The 18,009-nt window shown below is 37.5% G+C and carries 15 protein-coding genes; 10 read left to right on the forward strand and 5 right to left on the reverse strand.

From position 1 onward, the window contains the following. The first annotated feature begins 70 nt into the window (after positions 1-70). Genes M900_RS12910 through M900_RS12920 form a run of 3 tightly spaced genes read left to right on the forward strand, consistent with a single transcriptional unit; the run spans position 71 to position 2,677 of the window. Positions 71-1,981, forward strand: a complete 1,911-nt coding sequence (locus M900_RS12910; protein ID WP_021275440.1) for an MFS transporter — start codon at positions 71-73, stop codon at positions 1,979-1,981. Further along, complete coding sequence (locus M900_RS17315) at positions 1,959-2,429, forward strand: HAD family acid phosphatase (protein WP_052600824.1); 471 nt, start codon at positions 1,959-1,961, stop codon at positions 2,427-2,429. The genes M900_RS12910 and M900_RS17315 overlap by 23 nt, the downstream gene beginning before the upstream one ends. Positions 2,430-2,437: 8 nt before the next feature. After that, positions 2,438-2,677 carry a hypothetical protein gene (locus M900_RS12920; RefSeq protein WP_021275586.1) on the forward strand — a complete coding sequence of 80 codons (240 nt, stop codon included), beginning with the start codon at positions 2,438-2,440 and terminating at the stop codon, positions 2,675-2,677. On the opposite strand, the gene M900_RS12925 is transcribed toward M900_RS12920, so the two are convergent. Further along, complete coding sequence (locus M900_RS12925) at positions 2,654-4,093, reverse strand: DASS family sodium-coupled anion symporter (protein ID WP_084703601.1); 1,440 nt, start codon at positions 4,091-4,093, stop codon at positions 2,654-2,656. The genes M900_RS12920 and M900_RS12925 overlap by 24 nt on opposite strands. A gap of 14 nt (positions 4,094-4,107) precedes the next feature. Then, on the reverse strand, positions 4,108-6,105 hold the full coding sequence (locus tag M900_RS12930; RefSeq protein WP_021275605.1) for a transketolase C-terminal domain-containing protein: 1,998 nt from the start codon (positions 6,103-6,105) through the stop codon (positions 4,108-4,110). A 220-nt stretch (positions 6,106-6,325) separates the two neighbouring features. On the opposite strand from M900_RS12930, the gene M900_RS12935 reads away from it, so the two are divergent. The 6 genes from M900_RS12935 (at position 6,326) to M900_RS12960 (ending at position 11,631) form a co-directional block, all read left to right on the forward strand. Next, positions 6,326-6,565: a hypothetical protein gene (locus M900_RS12935; protein WP_034732765.1), complete on the forward strand. Its 240-nt coding sequence runs from the start codon at positions 6,326-6,328 to the stop codon at positions 6,563-6,565. A 68-nt stretch (positions 6,566-6,633) separates the two neighbouring features. Continuing rightward, complete coding sequence (locus M900_RS12940) at positions 6,634-8,067, forward strand: aldehyde dehydrogenase family protein (RefSeq protein ID WP_021275413.1); 1,434 nt, start codon at positions 6,634-6,636, stop codon at positions 8,065-8,067. Positions 8,068-8,083: 16 nt separating this feature from the next. Then, positions 8,084-9,754 (forward strand): hypothetical protein, encoded by a 1,671-nt coding sequence (locus tag M900_RS12945; protein WP_021275482.1) that lies wholly within the window; start codon positions 8,084-8,086, stop codon positions 9,752-9,754. A gap of 13 nt (positions 9,755-9,767) precedes the next feature. Beyond that, positions 9,768-10,496 (forward strand): glycerophosphodiester phosphodiesterase family protein, encoded by a 729-nt coding sequence (locus tag M900_RS12950; protein ID WP_021275365.1) that lies wholly within the window; start codon positions 9,768-9,770, stop codon positions 10,494-10,496. Then, positions 10,493-11,101, forward strand: coding sequence for a hypothetical protein (locus M900_RS12955; protein WP_021275656.1), 609 nt, complete (start codon positions 10,493-10,495; stop codon positions 11,099-11,101). The genes M900_RS12950 and M900_RS12955 overlap by 4 nt, the downstream gene beginning before the upstream one ends. Beyond that, positions 11,101-11,631: an NUDIX hydrolase gene (locus tag M900_RS12960; protein ID WP_021275460.1), complete on the forward strand. Its 531-nt coding sequence runs from the start codon at positions 11,101-11,103 to the stop codon at positions 11,629-11,631. Before M900_RS12955 ends, M900_RS12960 begins: the two co-directional genes overlap by 1 nt. Here the strand turns inward: M900_RS12960 and M900_RS12965 are convergent. Both M900_RS12965 and M900_RS12970 read right to left on the reverse strand, forming a co-directional pair. Next, entirely contained in the window at positions 11,602-12,144 is a 543-nt protein-coding gene (locus M900_RS12965; RefSeq protein ID WP_021275563.1) for an NYN domain-containing protein, read from the reverse strand. The two genes, M900_RS12960 and M900_RS12965, sit on opposite strands and share 30 nt — an antisense overlap. Before the next feature lie 13 nt (positions 12,145-12,157). After that, positions 12,158-16,018, reverse strand: coding sequence for a hypothetical protein (locus M900_RS12970; protein ID WP_021275361.1), 3,861 nt, complete (start codon positions 16,016-16,018; stop codon positions 12,158-12,160). A 157-nt stretch (positions 16,019-16,175) separates the two neighbouring features. Here M900_RS12970 and M900_RS12975 point away from each other — a divergent pair, with 157 nt between their 5' ends. After that, complete coding sequence (locus tag M900_RS12975) at positions 16,176-17,522, forward strand: hypothetical protein (RefSeq protein ID WP_021275447.1); 1,347 nt, start codon at positions 16,176-16,178, stop codon at positions 17,520-17,522. 59 nt (positions 17,523-17,581) lie between these two features. On the opposite strand, the gene M900_RS12980 is transcribed toward M900_RS12975, so the two are convergent. Then, positions 17,582-17,986, reverse strand: a complete 405-nt coding sequence (locus tag M900_RS12980) for a hypothetical protein (protein WP_021275338.1) — start codon at positions 17,984-17,986, stop codon at positions 17,582-17,584. Between the last annotated feature and the right edge of the window lie 23 nt (positions 17,987-18,009).

Genomic DNA, 18,009 nt, shown 5'->3' on the forward strand with positions numbered 1-18,009 from the left:
TTTGGTGCAACGTGACTTATAGTGGAGGTAAGTGGTCTAATTTTAAGATAATTTTATAGGAGTATTTCCCTTGTCACTTTCAATGATTACAAAAGATCGCCGATTTTGGCCGCTATTTTGGACACAATTTCTTGGCGCAGCAAATGATAATTTTTTTAAAAATGCCCTTGTGATGATGATCACATATAATAGCGTTCACTTGATGGGGATGAACTCCGCGGCACTCGTTGCACTTGCTGGTGGGATTTTTATTCTTCCTTATGTGACCTTTTCAGCAACAGCAGGGCAGATTGCTGACCACTATGATAAGGCCCAAGTTATTCGTGTGACTAAGATTACTGAGCTCGTGATTATGTTGATCGCTGCAGTTGGGTTTTTCTTAAGTAGTTATGGTCTGCTGCTTGTGGTTCTCTTTTTAATGGGGGCGCAATCGTCATTTTTCTCTCCTGTGAAGTTTGGGATGCTCCCAGAAATTTTAAATGAAGATGAGCTGACTTTAGGTAATGCCTATATTGGTGGTGGAACTTTCTTAGCAATTCTAATTGGGACGATTCTTGGAGGTTTAAGTGCAAGCTTACCAGGAGCAAATATTATTACTTCAATAGGAGTGGTTGTTGTTGCGGCCCTTGGGATTTGGTCGGCGTGGTATCAGCGTGATCTTGGTGATAATCATGATGGCGTAAAGATTGATTATACTTTTGTAAAGCCAACATTTGAGATTATTAAACGTTCTTTTCAAGAAAAGAAAACACTTAAGGCCATTATTGGTATTTCATGGTTCTGGCTTTTTGGAGCGGCTCTTTTATCAATACTTCCAGCCCTTTGTAAGGAACTCTTCCAAGGGTCTGAGACAGTGGGAACGATGTTCATGTCGACGTTTACAATTGGAATGGGACTTGGATCAATCGTTTGTAATAAGCTTTCTGGAAAGAGAGTCGAAGTGGGGATGGTTCCGCTGGCAGCTGTTGGGATGAGTTTGTTTCTTCTCGATCTGTTTTGGGTCTGCACGAATTGGAATTATCACACGCTTGAACTTTTATCGATTCCAGACTTCTTTAAATTAGATGGTTCTGTAAGAGCGATCTTTGACTTAACGATGGTAACAATTTTTGGTGGGATGTTTATCATTCCTCAACAGGCTTATATGCAAAGAAATTCAGACCCTGAGTATCTTGCAAGAACAATTGCAGCGAATAATATTTGGAACTCTGTGGGAATGGTTGTGGCGGCCGTGACCCTGATGGTACTTCACTCATTTAAAATTTCTCTGCCACATATTGTAGGATTGATTGCTTTAGCTAACTTGCTATTTGCTTATGTTCTTTATCGCTTTTATACAGAGGAAATGTGGCGCTTCATTGCAATGGGCTTGACTAAGCTTATGTATAACTTAAAGGTCGAAGGGGAGAATATCATTCCAACGAAGGGACCTGTTATTATCGCTTCAAATCATGTGACATTTGTGGACTGGCTTTTTATTATGGCCATTTCGCCGAGACCTCTTAGATGGGTGATTGATCATATTTACTATAATATCCCTGGGCTTAAGATTTTATTTAAGCATGCAAAGCTCATCCCTGTGGCTACGAAGAAAGAAAATCCAGAGATTCTTGAAAAGTCTTTTAAGACGATGTTTGAGGCCCTTGATAACGGTGAGATTCTAGGATTATTCCCAGAAGGCTTTTTAACTCGAGATGGAAAACTTAGAAAGTTTCAACCAGGAATTAAAAAGATAGTTGATCAAACGCAGGCCGAAGTTATACCTATTGTTATTAGTGGGGCGTGGGGAAGTTTCTTTTCTCATGAAGGGCCAGGAGTATTTAAAGGATTAAATATTTTCAGACGTAGGACAATTACACTTAAGATTTTACCAAAGATGCCTGCGGATAATTTTTGTTTTAAAGATTTAGAAGGCCAGATTGCGAAGAACTATTGTGACTTTCCAAGGACGATAGAGGATGGAGCTGATTTTGCAAAGTAAGCCAAAGGCCATAATTGTTGATCTTGATGGAACACTTTGTGACTTAAGTCATCGAGTGCACTTTGTTGAGAATCCAAAAAACGGCGTAAAAGATTGGGAGTCATTTTTCTTAGGAATTAGTGAGGATCAAATTAATTTGTGGTGCCAAGAGGTGATTGAGGCATTTTTAGATCGTGGTTATGAAATTTTATTTGTAACTGGTCGAGAAGAAAGTTATCGAAAAATTACAACTGATTGGCTAGAAAAATATAAGGTTAGATATCAAAAGCTTTTTATGCGTGAACACGGCGATAGACGTGAAGATAGTGATGTCAAAGTTGATATTTATCAAAAAGAGATAGAAAATAAGTATGAAACACTCTTCGTTTTGGATGATCGTAAGAGTGTTGTTAAGGCCTGGAGAGATTTAGGTCTTGTCTGCTTACAATGTGATGAAGGTGACTTTTAGGAGATTTTGTGTCGAATTATTACAAAGCAAAAGTTAGGCTTGAAGGATCTAGACTTACTTTTGAAATTAATGAAGAGATGGAATACATGAATGCTAAAGAATTTGCAGAGAAATCTGTTAAGAGTTGGCTTGAGTGTCACGGGGATGATGTGATGGTTGAGGACTCAATTCTTGTAAAGTATTCTGATCAAATTTTTGAAATGAGTAGAGAGAGTTTGAGAAGCTTAAATAGCAAAAATCAAAATTAGAGAAAAGATCAGCCAACTTGTAATATTAATCCATAACCCATGACTCATAAGTGACTTCTTACTAATGAGGTTGGTCCCAAATACAATCGCATTTGGTGGTGTCGCCACTGGAAGCATAAAAGCACTATTGCATGCTAGTGCAAAAAGAACTGCTACGATCATCGTATTCACACCTTGGGTTTCCCCAAGTGCAATCATAATTGGAATTAGAATATTTGCTGAGGCCGTATTTGAGGCTAGCTCGGTAAAGAAAATTGTAAATAAAATAAGAAACGATAAGATAAAGAAGACACTCATATTTCCAGCTGCGGAAGTAATCGTGTCGGCCATAATTTGAGCAAGACCTGTGTTAAAAAGAATCTTTCCAAGGGAAAGACCAGCTCCAAAAAGTAGTAGTGAAGGCCAGTCAATTTGAGAAACGTGATCAGACGTTAAAATTTTGTCTGCACTATTAATTGGAAAGAGAAATAGTGTTGAAGCGAAGAATAAACCTACTACTGCAGCAGATATATTACTGTTTAAAAAATGATGTAATGGAGTACCGGCCGAAGTGAAGAGTCCAATCACACTTGGACTTATCCAAAAAAAGACAGTGAGAATAAATATCGCAACAACATACTTCTGTGCTGTTGAAAATAATCTATAATCAACGATAGTTTTCTTTTCTGTCTCCTGAAGCTTATTTTCAAGTTGGTCAGGGAGAAGCTTGATACATTGGTAATAGACGATAGCAAAAAGTAGTATCGAAATTGGAGCAGTAATAAGCATCCAACCTAGAAATGAGATATTTGTTCCAGTCAGGTTACTTAGAAATCCGATAGCAATAATATTTGGAGGTGAACCAATCGGTGTAATATTACCTCCAATCGTCGCACTATAAGCAAGGGAGATCAAAAGTACTTCTGAGAACTTACTATCTTTAATTCCAAAATTGACTTCAAGCCTTTTTAGTAGTCCTATTCCTAAAGGAAGGAGCATTGCGACAGCTGCGGTGTTTGAAATCCACATTGAAAGTACAGAGCATAAAAGTAGAAATAAAAAGACTGTTCGTTTGGCGCTTTTTCGCGCCCAGGATATATTAAGTGTAAAAGAAGCCAGAGTCTCATCAAGGCCAGTGATCTCTAGGGCCTTGGCCAGTAAGAATCCCCCGAGAAAGAGGAAGATTATCGGACTCGCAAACGGCGCGAAGGCATCGTTAACATTTGTAATTCCAAAAATGACACTGAGACAGACACCAAGAATTCCTGGAATAAATAGAGGCAGGTCTGTGAGAAGCCAAAGAGATATTACAAAAGAAAAAATTGCGAGGAAAATTTTTTGTGAAATGAGAAGATCAATAGGTGCAAAGGCGAGAACCAAAAAAATTATCGGCGCAATCATGTACGATAAAATTTTTAAGGTTCTCTTTTGTGCCATTGCTATCGTCTAACTTATTTTAAAACTTCAACAATCGCTGAAGAGTCCATTTTATGAAGTTTATAAAGCTCTTTTGCTTGGTAAGCAGACTGGCCAAAATGTCCATGGTTACCAAGTGAGGTTACACTAAACTCAGCTCCGGCAAGCTTTAGGGCATGCACAAGCATTGAACCTGCACCACCAGTTACTTGGTGATCTTCAACCGTCACAAGTTTTCCACCATTCTTCTTAAGTTGATTGATAACTGTTTCTGTATCAAAACGGTTAATAAATGGAGTATTGATAACTGTGATCTTCTTTCCTTTTGTTGCAAGCTCATCTGCTGCAGCAAGTGCTTCTTGAACAAGTGGACCACTTGTAACAACAACACCATCAGTTCCTTCTCTTAGAACTTGTGCTTTCCCCCAAGTGAAATCTGTGGAATCTGTATAGCTAATTGGGTGCTTTTCTCTTCCAAAGAAGAAGATTGTTGTCTCTGGAGTTATTCCATCTTTAACAGCTTCTTCGTATCTCTTTACTGCTTGGTACATATAACTTTCAGCTTCTGCTTTACAAGAAAGAGAGATGACAACTGTGTTTGGAATTCCACTAACTGCGGAGAAGTAAGTTGTTGCTTGATGAGAAGCACCGTCAGCAGCATCTTGGAAACCCGAGTGAGAGAAAAGACAAATTACTGGTCCACCCGAAAGTTGTGACATAATCAGTGGAAGATTACCTTTTGTAACTCCAAATTGTGCGAATGTATCAACAACTGGAATGAATCCGGCTTTTGCTAGACCAACTGCTGCTGAAACCATATTACTTTCTGCGATTCCAACATCAATGAAGTTATTTGGAAATGCTTTTTGGAAATCTTTAATACCTGTTGAACCTTGAAGGTCAGCAGAGACAGAGAAGATTGGAAGTCCTTCTTCGCAAGCTTTAATAAGAGCATTGGCAACACCTGTTTGAACTTTGTCAGATGGTGCTGAGCTTGAAGAAGACTTTTTCTCTGGTTTACTTGCTAGGATTTCATTTGCCCAGTCAAGGAAGTAAGAAGGAGCTTCTCCTTGGAAGATTTCAGAGATAAATCCTGGAAGTTTGTCATCGTAAGCTCCAAGTGGATAACCGTGTCCACCAGAAGCACTTTCTTCAGTCGATTTAACACCGTAACCTTTGATTGTTTTAATCACAAGGGCCACTGGTTTATTAGCATTAGCTTTTGATTTGGCAATAGAGTCCTCAATTGCGTGGTAAACTTTTTGAAGGTCGTGACCTTCTTCAAGATTGATAACATTCCATCCTTGATCTTTTAAAGATGCAAATGTTAGTCCCATATCAAAACTGTCGTCAGAAATTCTTCCACCTAGTTTTGTATTATTGTCAGAGATGATCATGACAAATGGATTCATTTTTCCTTTTGCTGCAAGACCAGGAATCGCTGCCATAGCTTCTTTAGCTTCTCCTTCCATACATGCACCATCAGAGATAACACAAATTGTAGCTCTCTCACTACCTGATAACTTGTCACCCATTGCAAGACCTTGTGCTTGTGGAAGACCAGATCCCAAAGGACCATTAGAAATGAATACACCTTCTGGGTTTAGGTGAGCTTCTCCGTGACCAGTAAGCTTTGATTCGATTGATCTGAATTTTCTTAGATCATCAAAAGTTAATCCATCAAATCCAAGATTTGCTCTAACAGCGTAGATACCGTTTTCAGCGTGTCCCGCATCGTTTACGAAATTATAATTTTCATGCCACTCTTTTCCGTTTGATATTGAAGAGAACATAATTTGGTGAAGAGCAGAACTCATTTCTGCATAGGCCGCAGGCCCACCCCAGTGAGCAGCAGCTCCACCGATAACAGCATGTTGATCCATTAGTGCGACAAGTGCTCTTGTTACCTTTGGGTCTCCAAGTTTTACTGTCTCTCCAGCAAGGTTTTTTACTTCAACAGAATACTTAGGTTCTGTTGTTGGGGCGCTTGCTAATTTGTTTTTTACACTTAACGGCTTAAGCTTTACTGTCATGGTTATCTCCTAATTATTTAAACAACTTAGCGTATCTTATGAATCCTCAATCGTCTAGAAAAACAGGCATGAAGAAATAATATTGGCAGTCAAATTATGAGAAAATCTTAACTCTTTAATTATAAGTACTTATAATATGGCTAAAGTAAAAAAGTTTAAGGAAATAGTCGGTTTTTCCGATATACTTTGAAAGAATTTAACTGAATCACGGGGGTTAAAAATGTGCGATGCGTGTCAAGCTAAGGGAGTGAATTGGTCACTATCTAATGGGCCTGGGCGATCACATTTAGAGAGAGCGAAGCTGTATAGTGCATTTGAGGGTCGTGAGGTCAATATCAAGCTTTGCTACCTTTGTTCAATTAACCTCTTCGTTGCTGGAGAGAGAAAATTTTTGACAGAAAATAAGAAGTTGAATGTCGAACTTAAGCAACAGTACGCTGGAAGTGACTTTGATTTTTAAGTGCTTTTAATTGACCCGCCGTTCTTAATATAGATACAATAACCACTGATTTTATCGGTGGTTTTTTTATGCAAAATTTTCTGAGTACAAGCTCATTCATCGCCAATTCGTGGGTTCAAGGGAACACCACAGAAATTTTAGAAGTTAAAGATAAATATAATCAAAATACACTTAGCGAGATCACCCTTCTAAGTTCATCGCAAATTGAGTTTGCCATCGAGCAGGCCGAAATTGCTTTTGAAGAAATGAAGAAGTGGGATCAGGGAAAAAGAAGTGATCATCTCTTTAAACTCGCAAGTCTGCTTGAAGAGAATAAAGAAACTTTTGCAAGTCTTATCTGTGCAGAAGCAGGGAAGCCGATTGCCTATGCTAAAGCAGAAGTTGAAAGAAGTATCTTTACCCTAAAAGTTTCAGCTGAAGAAGCCAGACGAATTTGTGGTGAAGTCATTCCATTAAACTTCAATCATGGTAGTGGACTAGAGGGATATACAAAGAGATTTCCACTTGGTGTTATTGCTTGTATCTCACCGTTTAATTTCCCACTTAATCTCGCACTTCATAAAATTGGACCGGCCTTAGCCGCTGGAAATACGGTTGTTTTAAAGCCTTCACCATATGCTCCTTTAACAGTTCTCGCCCTTGCATCTCTTGCAAAGCAAGCGGGCTTTGTTGCTGGTGCTCTTAACGTCGTTATTTGTGATAACGATGTAGCTTCTCAGTTAGTTTCAGATGAAAGAGTGAAGATGATTTCTTTTACTGGTTCACCTGCAATTGGGTGGATGTTAAAAGAGAAGGCAAAGAAGAAGAAAATTACTCTAGAGCTTGGTGGCAACGCTTCAGTGATTGTTGATACAAGTGCAGATATTGAAGATGCGTGTAAGAAAATTGTTCAAGGAGCGTTTCTATATTCCGGACAAATTTGTATTTCTACACAAAGAGTTTACGTAGATTCAACTATTTATGAAGAATTTATTGAAACACTACTTGCACTCACTGAAGAAGTGGTATGTGGTGACCCAAATGACGTTTCAACCATTGTTGGACCTGTTATTGATGAAATGCACTTGAATAGAATTCACCGCTGGGTGAAGGAAGCCGTGAGCGATGGAGCACAAGTTCTAAGCGGTGGGCATATTCTCGATGAAGAGCATAATATTTACGCACCAACTATCCTAACTGACACAACACCTGATATGAAAGTAGTGAAAGAAGAGATTTTCGGACCAGTCGTGATTGTTGAAAGAACTGATTACTTCGATGAGGCAATAGAGCTTGTTAATGATAGTAAGTTTGGTCTTCAGGCAGGGCTTTTTACGAATCAGTTAGATCAAATGAAGTATGCATTTAATAAAATTGAAGTTGGTGGTCTCATTGTGAATAACGTTCCAGGTTTTAGAATCGATTCGATGCCATACGGTGGGATTAAAGATTCTGGACTTGGAAGAGAAGGAATTCGCTACGCAATTGAAGATATGACTGAACCGAGGCTATTAGTTTTTTAAATTTTTGGGGAGAGAGATGAAAATACTAATTACGTTTTTAATGGCCATCACTTGTATGGCCCAGATAACACCGGACTGGTCACGTGATGTGACTCTTGGCCCAGGTGAGAATAGGGCAAATATTTATGGGCTTTCAAAAGCTGAGCTCGAGGAAATTAAAAATGAGGGATATAAGCATGCCCTTGTTTATCCCGTGACTGTTAGTGGACTCTTCATTCCATACGACCCAATGGTTAACTTTTTTAAAAGTCAAAATAGCGACCTTATGAAATTCATTCTTAAGCTTGTTGGCCAGGAATATGCTGACATTACAAGCGAGGAAGGGCTTTATCAGTGGTTGGGACTTAATAAGTATAACGATGAAAATGCTACTGGTATTTATCGCATACCTTATCCAAATGGTGAAAAACCTGATTATTATATGGGTGCTAGTATCGTTGATACAAAATGGGGAAAAGGTCTAACATTTAGTTGTGCCACATGCCACTCTGCTAATCTTTTTGGAACAACAGTGATGGGTCTTACTAATAAGACAGTTAAGGCGAATCGACTTTTCCATATGGCCAAGAAATTTGTTCCACTTATTCCTAACAAGATGTTTCAACGTGTGACTGGTGCGACTGATGAAGAAGTTGAGATGATGAAACGTACTAAAAAGAACCTGAAGGCGGTAGGGGTTACAAATCCACAAGTCTTAGGACTTGATACTTCTCTTCCTCAAGTGGCCCTTTCTCTGGCCCGTCGAAATACTGATGAGTACGCAACAAAAAATCCTTTTTTTGAAGTCTTTCCAAGAGCAAATGAACTTGAAACTAAAATTTCAGATTCTAAACCAGCTGTTTGGTGGAATTTAAAGTATAAGACTCGTTGGTTGTCTGATGGATCAATCGTTGCGGGAAATCCAATTTTTACAAATTTTCTTTGGAATGATCTTGGTCGTGGTACGGATTTAAAAGAGCTAGAAAAATGGATGCAAGAGAATCAAAAAACAGTTAAGCAGTTAACTGCTGCTGCTTTTGCAACAGAGGCTCCACTTTGGACTGATTTTTTTGATGTCTCAACAATTGATATTAATGCAGCGAAAAGAGGTGAGGTTCACTTCAATAATAGTTGTAAGAAGTGTCATGGAGTATATGAAAAGGGATGGTCATTATCAAATGCAAATGAATTACCATCGATTGAGGTGATTAAAACCGTAAAGGTCATTTACCATGATAAAACTCCAGTCAAAAATGTCGGGACAGATCCAGGTCGCTATGAAGGAACAAAAGCATTTGCAAGCTCACTTAACGAATTAAAAATATCAAAGTGGATGAAGACTGTTGTTGAACCACAAGAAGGGTATGTTCCACCACCTCTGGTTGGAATTTGGTCACGTTATCCATATCTCCATAATAATGCGATACCTACTCTCTGTGATCTAATGACGCCGCCAGAGAAGAGAACTAAGACTTTCTATCAAATCCCTGCAGAAAGGAAGGATCAGGATTTTGATAGTGAGTGCGTAGGATTTCCAGTTGGAAAGAATATTCCAGATGATCGTAAGAAGAAAGAAGCTTTCTTTGATACGAGAAAAGAAGGTTTAAGTAATAAAGGACACTATAAAATGTTCCTAACTGAAGATGGTCAAGAAAAATTTAGCGCTTCAGAGAAGAAAGATCTTCTTATGTATTTAAAAACTTTATAAGAAAGGATTTGTCTTGTTTTATCTCGAGCGTCCAATTGCCCACCGTGGCCTACATGATGAGCAATGTCCTGAGAATTCTCTTGGGGCTTTTGCTAAGGCCCTTGAGAAGGGTTACGCTATTGAACTTGATGTGCATCTCTCAAAGGACCAGGCCGTTGTTGTTTTCCATGATGAAAGCTTAGAGAGAATGACGGGAAGCGGGGGAGAGGTTTCACAATATGTTTTACAAAGTTTGAAGAACCTTCACCTTGGAGAAACAGAAGAAAGAATACCGACGCTTAAGGAAGTGTTAGACTTTGTAGATGGTCGTGTCCCTGTTGTTATTGAAATCAAATGTAATAAGCATGATGGTGTAATTGAGTCTGAAGTCATGAAGCTCCTGGTTCATTATGAAGGGGAGTACACTATCCAATCATTTAATCCTTATACTTTGAAGTGGATTCGTGAGCATTATCCTCAAGTTGTTCTTGGACTTCTTGTGACGAATGACTTTAGTGGAACGAAGCTGAAATTTTACGAGAAGTTCGTTCTTCGCTATATGTCTTTTTTACCGGTAATTCGACCGGATTATATCGGACTTGATTACGAAAGCTTCTCTCTCATTCAATACTTTATAATTAAAAAGTTAACTCTCGCTAAAATTATTTTTTGGACGATTGCAGATGAACAAACTTATCTTGAGTGTCGTGAGCTATGTGATAATATAATTTTTGAAAAGTTTACCCCTATGGAGATTGAGTGAAAAAGAATTTATTGATTATTGCCATCATTACAATTATCGCAGTTGGCGGAATTTTACTTTTTGTAAAGAAAGGCGAGAATGTGGAGGATATCTCTAAGCATTTTAAACTCGATACTAACTCCGTCATAACTGGCCAGGACAAGACATTTGAAACAACTGATGAACAAAGAGTTATTGAGGCTTCTAAGCTAAATTCAGATGTAGAAGTTGAAGAGCAAATGGAGAAGTGGGACGAGCAGTATGATCAACTCGAAAAAGAGTGGAAGAATCTTGTTCTCAATCTCTTTACTGTTGAGCTTAATCTAGAGCAAGCAGCTTATGAGGATTATCTGCTCATGAAAGAAGGATTATCAAAAGATAAACTTCGCGCCTTTGAGGCATTTCATGCTGAAATGGAAAAAAAATATGGTGATAACTATACATATAATCCTTCAGATGAAGAAATTCAGTTTGAAAAAGATATTCAACAAAAATATGACGAACTATTAAAGAGTAAACTAGGAGAAGGGAACTTTATCAAGTACCTTGAACTTCGTGATAACTTCAATCAATCCCTCATGGAAAAACAAGATCCAAATGAGGGTGTGATTTTGATGGATTTTTAATGAAGAAGTGGGAAAGGTCAGAGTTAAAAGAAGTTCTTCGCGCTGCTGTTTTTAGATATTTAAAAACAGAAGTGACAAATCCACGAAACGGAGAAAAGGCTAATTTTGATATCATTCAGTGTGCGAACTGGGTAAATGTCGTGGCCCTAGATATCAATGAAAATGTTATTTTAGTAAAACAGTATCGTGCAGGCTCTGATGAAATAACTCTTGAAACTGCTGCCGGTGCAATTGAAAAGGGTGAGGATCCCCTTGATGCTGCTAAAAGAGAGCTAGAAGAAGAGACTGGTTACCAGAGTGATGACTGGACTTCTTTAGGGCATGTAGATGTAAACCCTGCCTTTATGACAAACCAGTGCTACTTCTACTTGGCGAAAAATTGTACTCCAACAGGAAAGACAAATTTTGATCTGATGGAAGAAGTTGAAGTTGAGGTTTTCTCAAAAGAGAAGACGCTTACTATGATAAAAGAAGGAGTGATTTCTCACTCCTTAAGTTCTTTAGCTCTTTTTAGATTCTTTGCGCTTTGAAGTCGGGCGTTTAATCGGACGTTTTGACGGCTTCTTTGCTTGTTGTAGAATAAACCAGTCTTCAGATTCAATTGGGTGAAAATAGTCGGCTTCGTCGATGAGCATTGTTGAAGTCGTCTTTGGAACGGCCGCAATTTCAACGCGAACACCTTCAGACTTCAAGTGATTAACAAGATCGATATAATCTGAATCCCCAGACATGATAATGATAGTATCAACTTTACTTGCCAGCTGAGTGGCCTTAATAGTAAGTGGAATATCTGCACTCTTGTGACATGGCATAACTGAACCGTAGTAGTTGTTATGTAGTCTTTCTGTTAATTTTGAAGAAATATTCTTCCCTTCACGGAAGTAAATAAGTCTGTTGAGACCACGACCATCAAGAAGCTTTGGAATAAGCTTGTCAAAGTTGATCATAGCACTTTGATTGTTTGTAATACCATGGATACTTCTTTCGATATTGTTGCCATCGATTAGAATAGCAACGGTTTGATTGATTAAAACACCTGTCATAATTTCCTTTTTATTAGAAACTTAGAAAGTTCTTAGTGTCCTCATACATCGCTGCAATACTATCTAGGATGGCCTCTACCTCTTCGCCTGTCTTTTGTGCGAGTGCATCAGCATAAGCATCCATCATGAAACCTAATTGAGATAAACTATCTGTTTCAGTTTTTGATGGGTCTATTTCACCTGCTTCATCTTCGTTATATTCTACTTTCTCATTTTGAGAGTTTACTAAGTAGAAAAGAAGAGCACTAATATTTAGTCTTGTTGCCTTGATTTTCTTAAAGTGTATCTTAAAGATTTTATCAAGGGACCAAACAGTTAGTGGTGCTGGTGCCTTCATGTATTTAACCATGTAAAAGAAAACTGTTCTTGCAAGTTTCTTGTTTTTTCCCTTAAGGTTAGCAAGCATGATGATTGCATTCTCGTAAACACCTAGGGATTTCTTTAATTCGTTAAAGTCTAGTTTATTATCATATGAACTATCAAATCTAATAAACGTTGACTCAATATTTAACATTGCCCCAAGAACTAGAGTGAAATCTCTAATTTCCCATGGGATATTTAAATCTGGTACATCTCTTGCGAAACCTTCGACACCTTTGATGTATTCTACAGCTTCTCTCTTTGATACAGAGTCTTTGTATTTCTTAAGTCTTGGGAAGTATTTTCCAAGGTTAAGGTCAGTAAATAGAGTGTCAAAGAACTGGTTTCTAACACATTCAGTGTTAACTTTTGCACCACCGTCAGCTGTGTAGTTAACTTCACACTTTGTCTTAAATACATCGATCATATTTGAACCAAGCTTCGCAGAAGAGAAAATTAGTTCAACAAATTCTGATGCTTCATTTAAGTTAATAAATAAGTCACCATTAGATCTACTTTGGAATAAATCAGAAAGAAGAAGAATGTTTTGTCCAAAACTTTCAAAGTTTGTTGTCCAAAGTCCAATTTCTTCAAGCACTGATTTTATACCGACAAGAAGATCTTGAAGTTGATTAACCGCTAAACCTTTCGCTGCTGTTGGATCTCCAGTATAGCCTTCGTCTCCATAACCAGTCAGGGCATATGGAAGTACTGTTCTCATAAGAACAAGAGAAGTGAATCCAATCTTGTTTCTAATGATCTCTCTTTGATAGAAAGCGTAGTTTTCACTATCTCTGAAGTATCTATTGTTCTTTGCGACATCAGTGAATGCAGCCTTAAACCTAATAATAAGGTTTGAGTCAATTAGGTCATATTCTGCAAGGTTTGGGTAGAATCCAATTGTTACAGGTTTTGTGCTTAATAGGTCATTTTCAAAATAATCGTAAGTTACTTCTGCAAAGTATAGGGCAGAGATTGCTTCATCAGCAACATCAAGTAACTTACTTATAATTTTGTTATTTACAGCAAGGTCGATGTCTGGAGCGTTAGCTGGATCATCTTGAGAGCAGATAAATTTTCCTGCATTTTTTGGGTCTGGCTGACATGGTGCTGGGTATGAAAGCTCTGACCTAGGAACTGGTGCTAGAATTCTCTCTGAGAAGTCAATAATTGTGCGCTTAAAGTTACTAACTGTAATTAGATCTTCTTCATCTTTTGGTGAGTCTGAATTTTTGTTAATAGATCTGATTAGCTTATCAGCAAAAAGAAGTCCGTCTTTAAGATTGAAGTATACCTTGTCCTCTGCTGCTTTTGGCAGGATACTTCTGATATTTCTTAAGTTTGAGATAATAAACTTATAAAGTGACTTGTTTGGTTTGATCTCGTTAAACTTATTGAAAGTCAGATCAAATAGAGAGTCTGCAATTTTTGCACCATTTGTTGCAAGGTAAAGGAACTCAGTTCTCTTGATGATTGTATTCTCTCCACCAACAATAAGTGACTTAAAGTTAGTTGCCAGCTTAAACAGTTCTACATCGATATCAAAGATTGCTTTTGAATCCCTTAATTCATCGATAAGTTCATAAATTTTAATGTCATTCATTAAGAAGGTTGGATTTTCAAGGTACTTCTTCATGTCTGCTGTGATTTTTGCAAACTCTTGCTTGTACTTTAATTTGGCAATGCCAAGATCTTCTTTACCTTCGTTTACTTTTTGCTTTAATTCTTCATGGAATTTTGTGAAAACCATTGCCTTAAATGCAAGTGCTGCAAGATTTACAGTTGATTTTACTTCATTAAGATTTAAGTATTCCTTGTCTGTACCAAGAATATTGATTTTAAGGTTCTTAGCTAAGGCCTTAAGTGCAGTTCCTTTTTCCTTATCTTCATCAGTGTCTTTAAAGAACTGATCGATGATAATATCAATGTCTGCCATCGTGATAACATTTTCAACTTCAGTATTATCTAAGAGTAGCGCAGATAGTTGATTAACTTGTCTTTCAAAGAATACAAATTTCGCTTTGTCTGAAAGGTCGAAGTAGTCTTCAGCAAGGTATTGAAGATCAAAATAAAGTTTTGCGAAATCTTCAGCTCTTTCAAGTGCCTTAATAAGTTCTGGGATTGTTACGATGTCGCGGCTTCCACCAACAGTACCAACTTTAATAGAGAAGATTGAGTTGATAAGCTGTGGGTCGACATTTAATAAGTCTGTATCAGAAGCTAGCGACTGAACAAAAGTTAAAAGCTTCATTTGCGCAGGAATATCTTGGTTTCCTTCGATTAGCTCTTTTGCTTTCTCAGAAAGCTCTTTAAATGTATTTAGGAATTCGTTCTTAATTTCAAGCTTGCGAGCAAGGTCAAGATCGTCCATGTCTTCAACAAGGTCACCGATCTTAGAAATCTTTTCAACAGAGCGAATACCAATATTGATGAAAGCAAGAGAGATTTCAACATCTCTATAGCTAAATTCTAACTCACTACCGCCCACGAGATCTTTCTTGAAAGCTCTAATAATTTTCTTGATCTTGTCTGATTTTTCTTGAGCATTTGAACCGAACCAATCAGAAATAGACTTATCGTCATTGAAGAATTCATCAATAATACGATCAAGGTCTGTAATTGTAAGAATTAGCTCTTCATTTTGGTGCTGATAAACATTTGCCTTAAGTTGCTCAAGGTTATTCGCAATATGCTCATAGTACTCAGTCTTTGTTTTGAACACTTCCTCCTTTAAAAGGAAGATATCAAAGATATTCATTGCATAAGCAGGGAACTGCTTAAACATTCTTAAGGCTTCTTCTGTTGAGATATAAACTCTTGATCCACCAAGGAAGAGCTTCTTAACAAAAAGTAGAGAGTTGATAAGTTCTCTACCAAGCTTGAAGTCATCAAGGTTTTTAGTTAGCTCAATAATAAGGTCTTCGATATTAATATTTTGAACACGACCGTCTTTACTTTGAATGATTGAAACAATTGAATTCGAAAATCTAGCAATCGTTTGGCCCATCATTGCTCTGTATTCCATGAATACAGCACCATCTTTCTCGTCTTTCATCAACTCAACAAGATCAACAATTGTGACAGCATCACGGTTAACGATCTTAAGTAGTTCGAAGAACGACTTAATATTTTTAACTCTCATTTGTCCTGGCTCATCTTTTAAAAGAAGCGAGTTCAATTTGAAAAGTAGGTTGAGTCCATCAATAATATCTTGTGGATTATCACTAAAGTATTTTGTAATGAATCTTTGCAGGTCTGCTTCAGTTAGAATCTCTCTGTTATCAGTCTTTACGTACTTAAACTTTTCAAGTTGAGACTCGATACAGTTAAGTTCTTCTGTAACGAGTTCTTCAAACATTTTCTTGATTCTATCTGTATCTATTTTGCAGCCACTTTGTAAGTCGCCAACAACGAGGATTCTCGAGTCTTTTACTGGATTATCTTCAACATACCCGCAACCTGCGAGCATAAAAAGAGTTAAGATAATCGTTAATAAGGTTCTATTTTTCAACATATAACGTTGTTTCCTTGAAACCGTTTCTTTTGGGTATTCATTAAAGCTTAGAAAAATATTACCAGATTGGAAAGAATAAAGGAGTGTTTCTGTCAATTTTACATGGTGTGTCATGAGGGGCTAGTATTATTAAAATAAATCTGATTAAATAGGTCATATGCTAAGAAAATTAACTATATTTGGCCTACTTTTGGCCACTGTAAATTCAAATGCTTACCTGAAAGGGGATTTCTCATATGAGAAATTTCAAAGACTTAACAATCCAGAAACTAAATCTGATTTTGATGACTGGACTGCGCTAAATTTAAGTTATGACGGTAGTTTAGCAAATTCTCATACATACGCAGAGACTGATCTGCGTTTTTATATCAATAATAACCGCCAGCTCAACTATTCTCTACCACAGGCCTATATGGAGTGGAAGGATAGAGATAGAAGATTAAGTGTTGGTCGCCAGTTACTTAACTGGAATGAAAACGAAACTTATTGGCTTTTAGATACTGTGAATCCAAATCAGGGAATGTACCTGTTAAGTGAAAAGAAAGAGGGACTTACTGGTCTTCAGTATGATCACCGTTTTCATGATAATTTTACTGTGTCGATTTTCTTCTCATACTTCAATGTTCCGGCGCTTAATCCGGCGCTAACAATTAAAGATGGGGAAGTAACAAGTAGTTCGGAATGGGTAAGGCTTCCACCAAAGGCCGTTCCACTAGAAGATAAACTCGTTCCTCTTTATATCGAGATCAATCAGCCAGACATCGCCCGCGATATCGTGCTAAAGAAATCTCTTGGTATCAGACAAGCATTCTCATGGGATAGAAATCGTGGAGAGCTTTCTTCATATTTACTCTATAAGCCAGAAAATAAACTTCGTATGAACGCGGAAGCTTACATGAACGAAGATCTTGAGAAGATCAACGTTATCGCTTCACCAATTGTTAACCACCATATGATCTATGGGATGCAGTACAAGCAGAGACTTGGTCAGGTGAAGTTCATTGCAGGATTTGATATTAATGATCCCAATGCAAAACTTGGAGATGACTTTAAGATTCTTGATGCTGGTCAGTTGAAAGAGAATAATAAGGTTTTTGAATCTGAGTATTTTACGGTTAAGCCTAACTATGAAAGAGAAAGTTACTTTCATACTTCTGCAAATATCAACCGTGGAAGTTATATGCTTTCTCTTAACTATATTAAACTTCTTACTGATAACGAGAGGGGAAGTGATGACTTCTTCTCTGATACTGTTAAGTGGAAAAATACTGTTGGTGCTCGTGTTCGTTACTACTTCGATGATTTCTTCAATGTGATGGTCGACTTAAAGTATGACCTTACGAGAAGAGATAATATCCTCAAGGCCGAAGCAAATTATATGCTATTTAAAAAGGCTTCTATCAATATTGGGATGGAGTTAATTAAGGCTCCTGATGAGAATTCTTACTGGGCAGCTTATCGAGCTAACGATGCTGTTTATTCTTCGCTAAAATTTCTATTCTAAATACAAAAAAAGGGTACTGTTAGTACCCTTTCTTATTTTAAAATAACTCTTCGTATTTCTTATTTACTTGGACAATAGAACTCACTATCTCCAATCTCAGCAACGATATCAGTTGAATCGATCTTAGTGATATATCCAAAACTATTTCCACCATCACAGCTATCTTCAATCGTATAGATTGCTTTAAATTCTTCACCTGTTGTTGGGTGAGAAAATTCGAGGTATCTCATAGCATCTTTACAGTATTCGTAAGACTCATCAATATCATCCCACTGATTAAAGATTCTATTTGCTGCGAATTCTTCTTTTGTCATCTTGAAGTCGCCTTCGCCGATAAGATTAAAGAATGTTGCATCTCCTTCATCATATGCTCTTACGTCGCTTAAAGTGTAACCATCAAGTTGAGTTTCACAAACTCCTGCGAATGTTAACGTCGATATTAAAAGTGCGATTGCTAATTTCATATGTTCCCCCCTAAATTTTATTT

Source organism: Bacteriovorax sp. Seq25_V (genome assembly GCF_000447795.1).
Lineage (GTDB): Bacteria > Bdellovibrionota > Bacteriovoracia > Bacteriovoracales > Bacteriovoracaceae > Halobacteriovorax_A.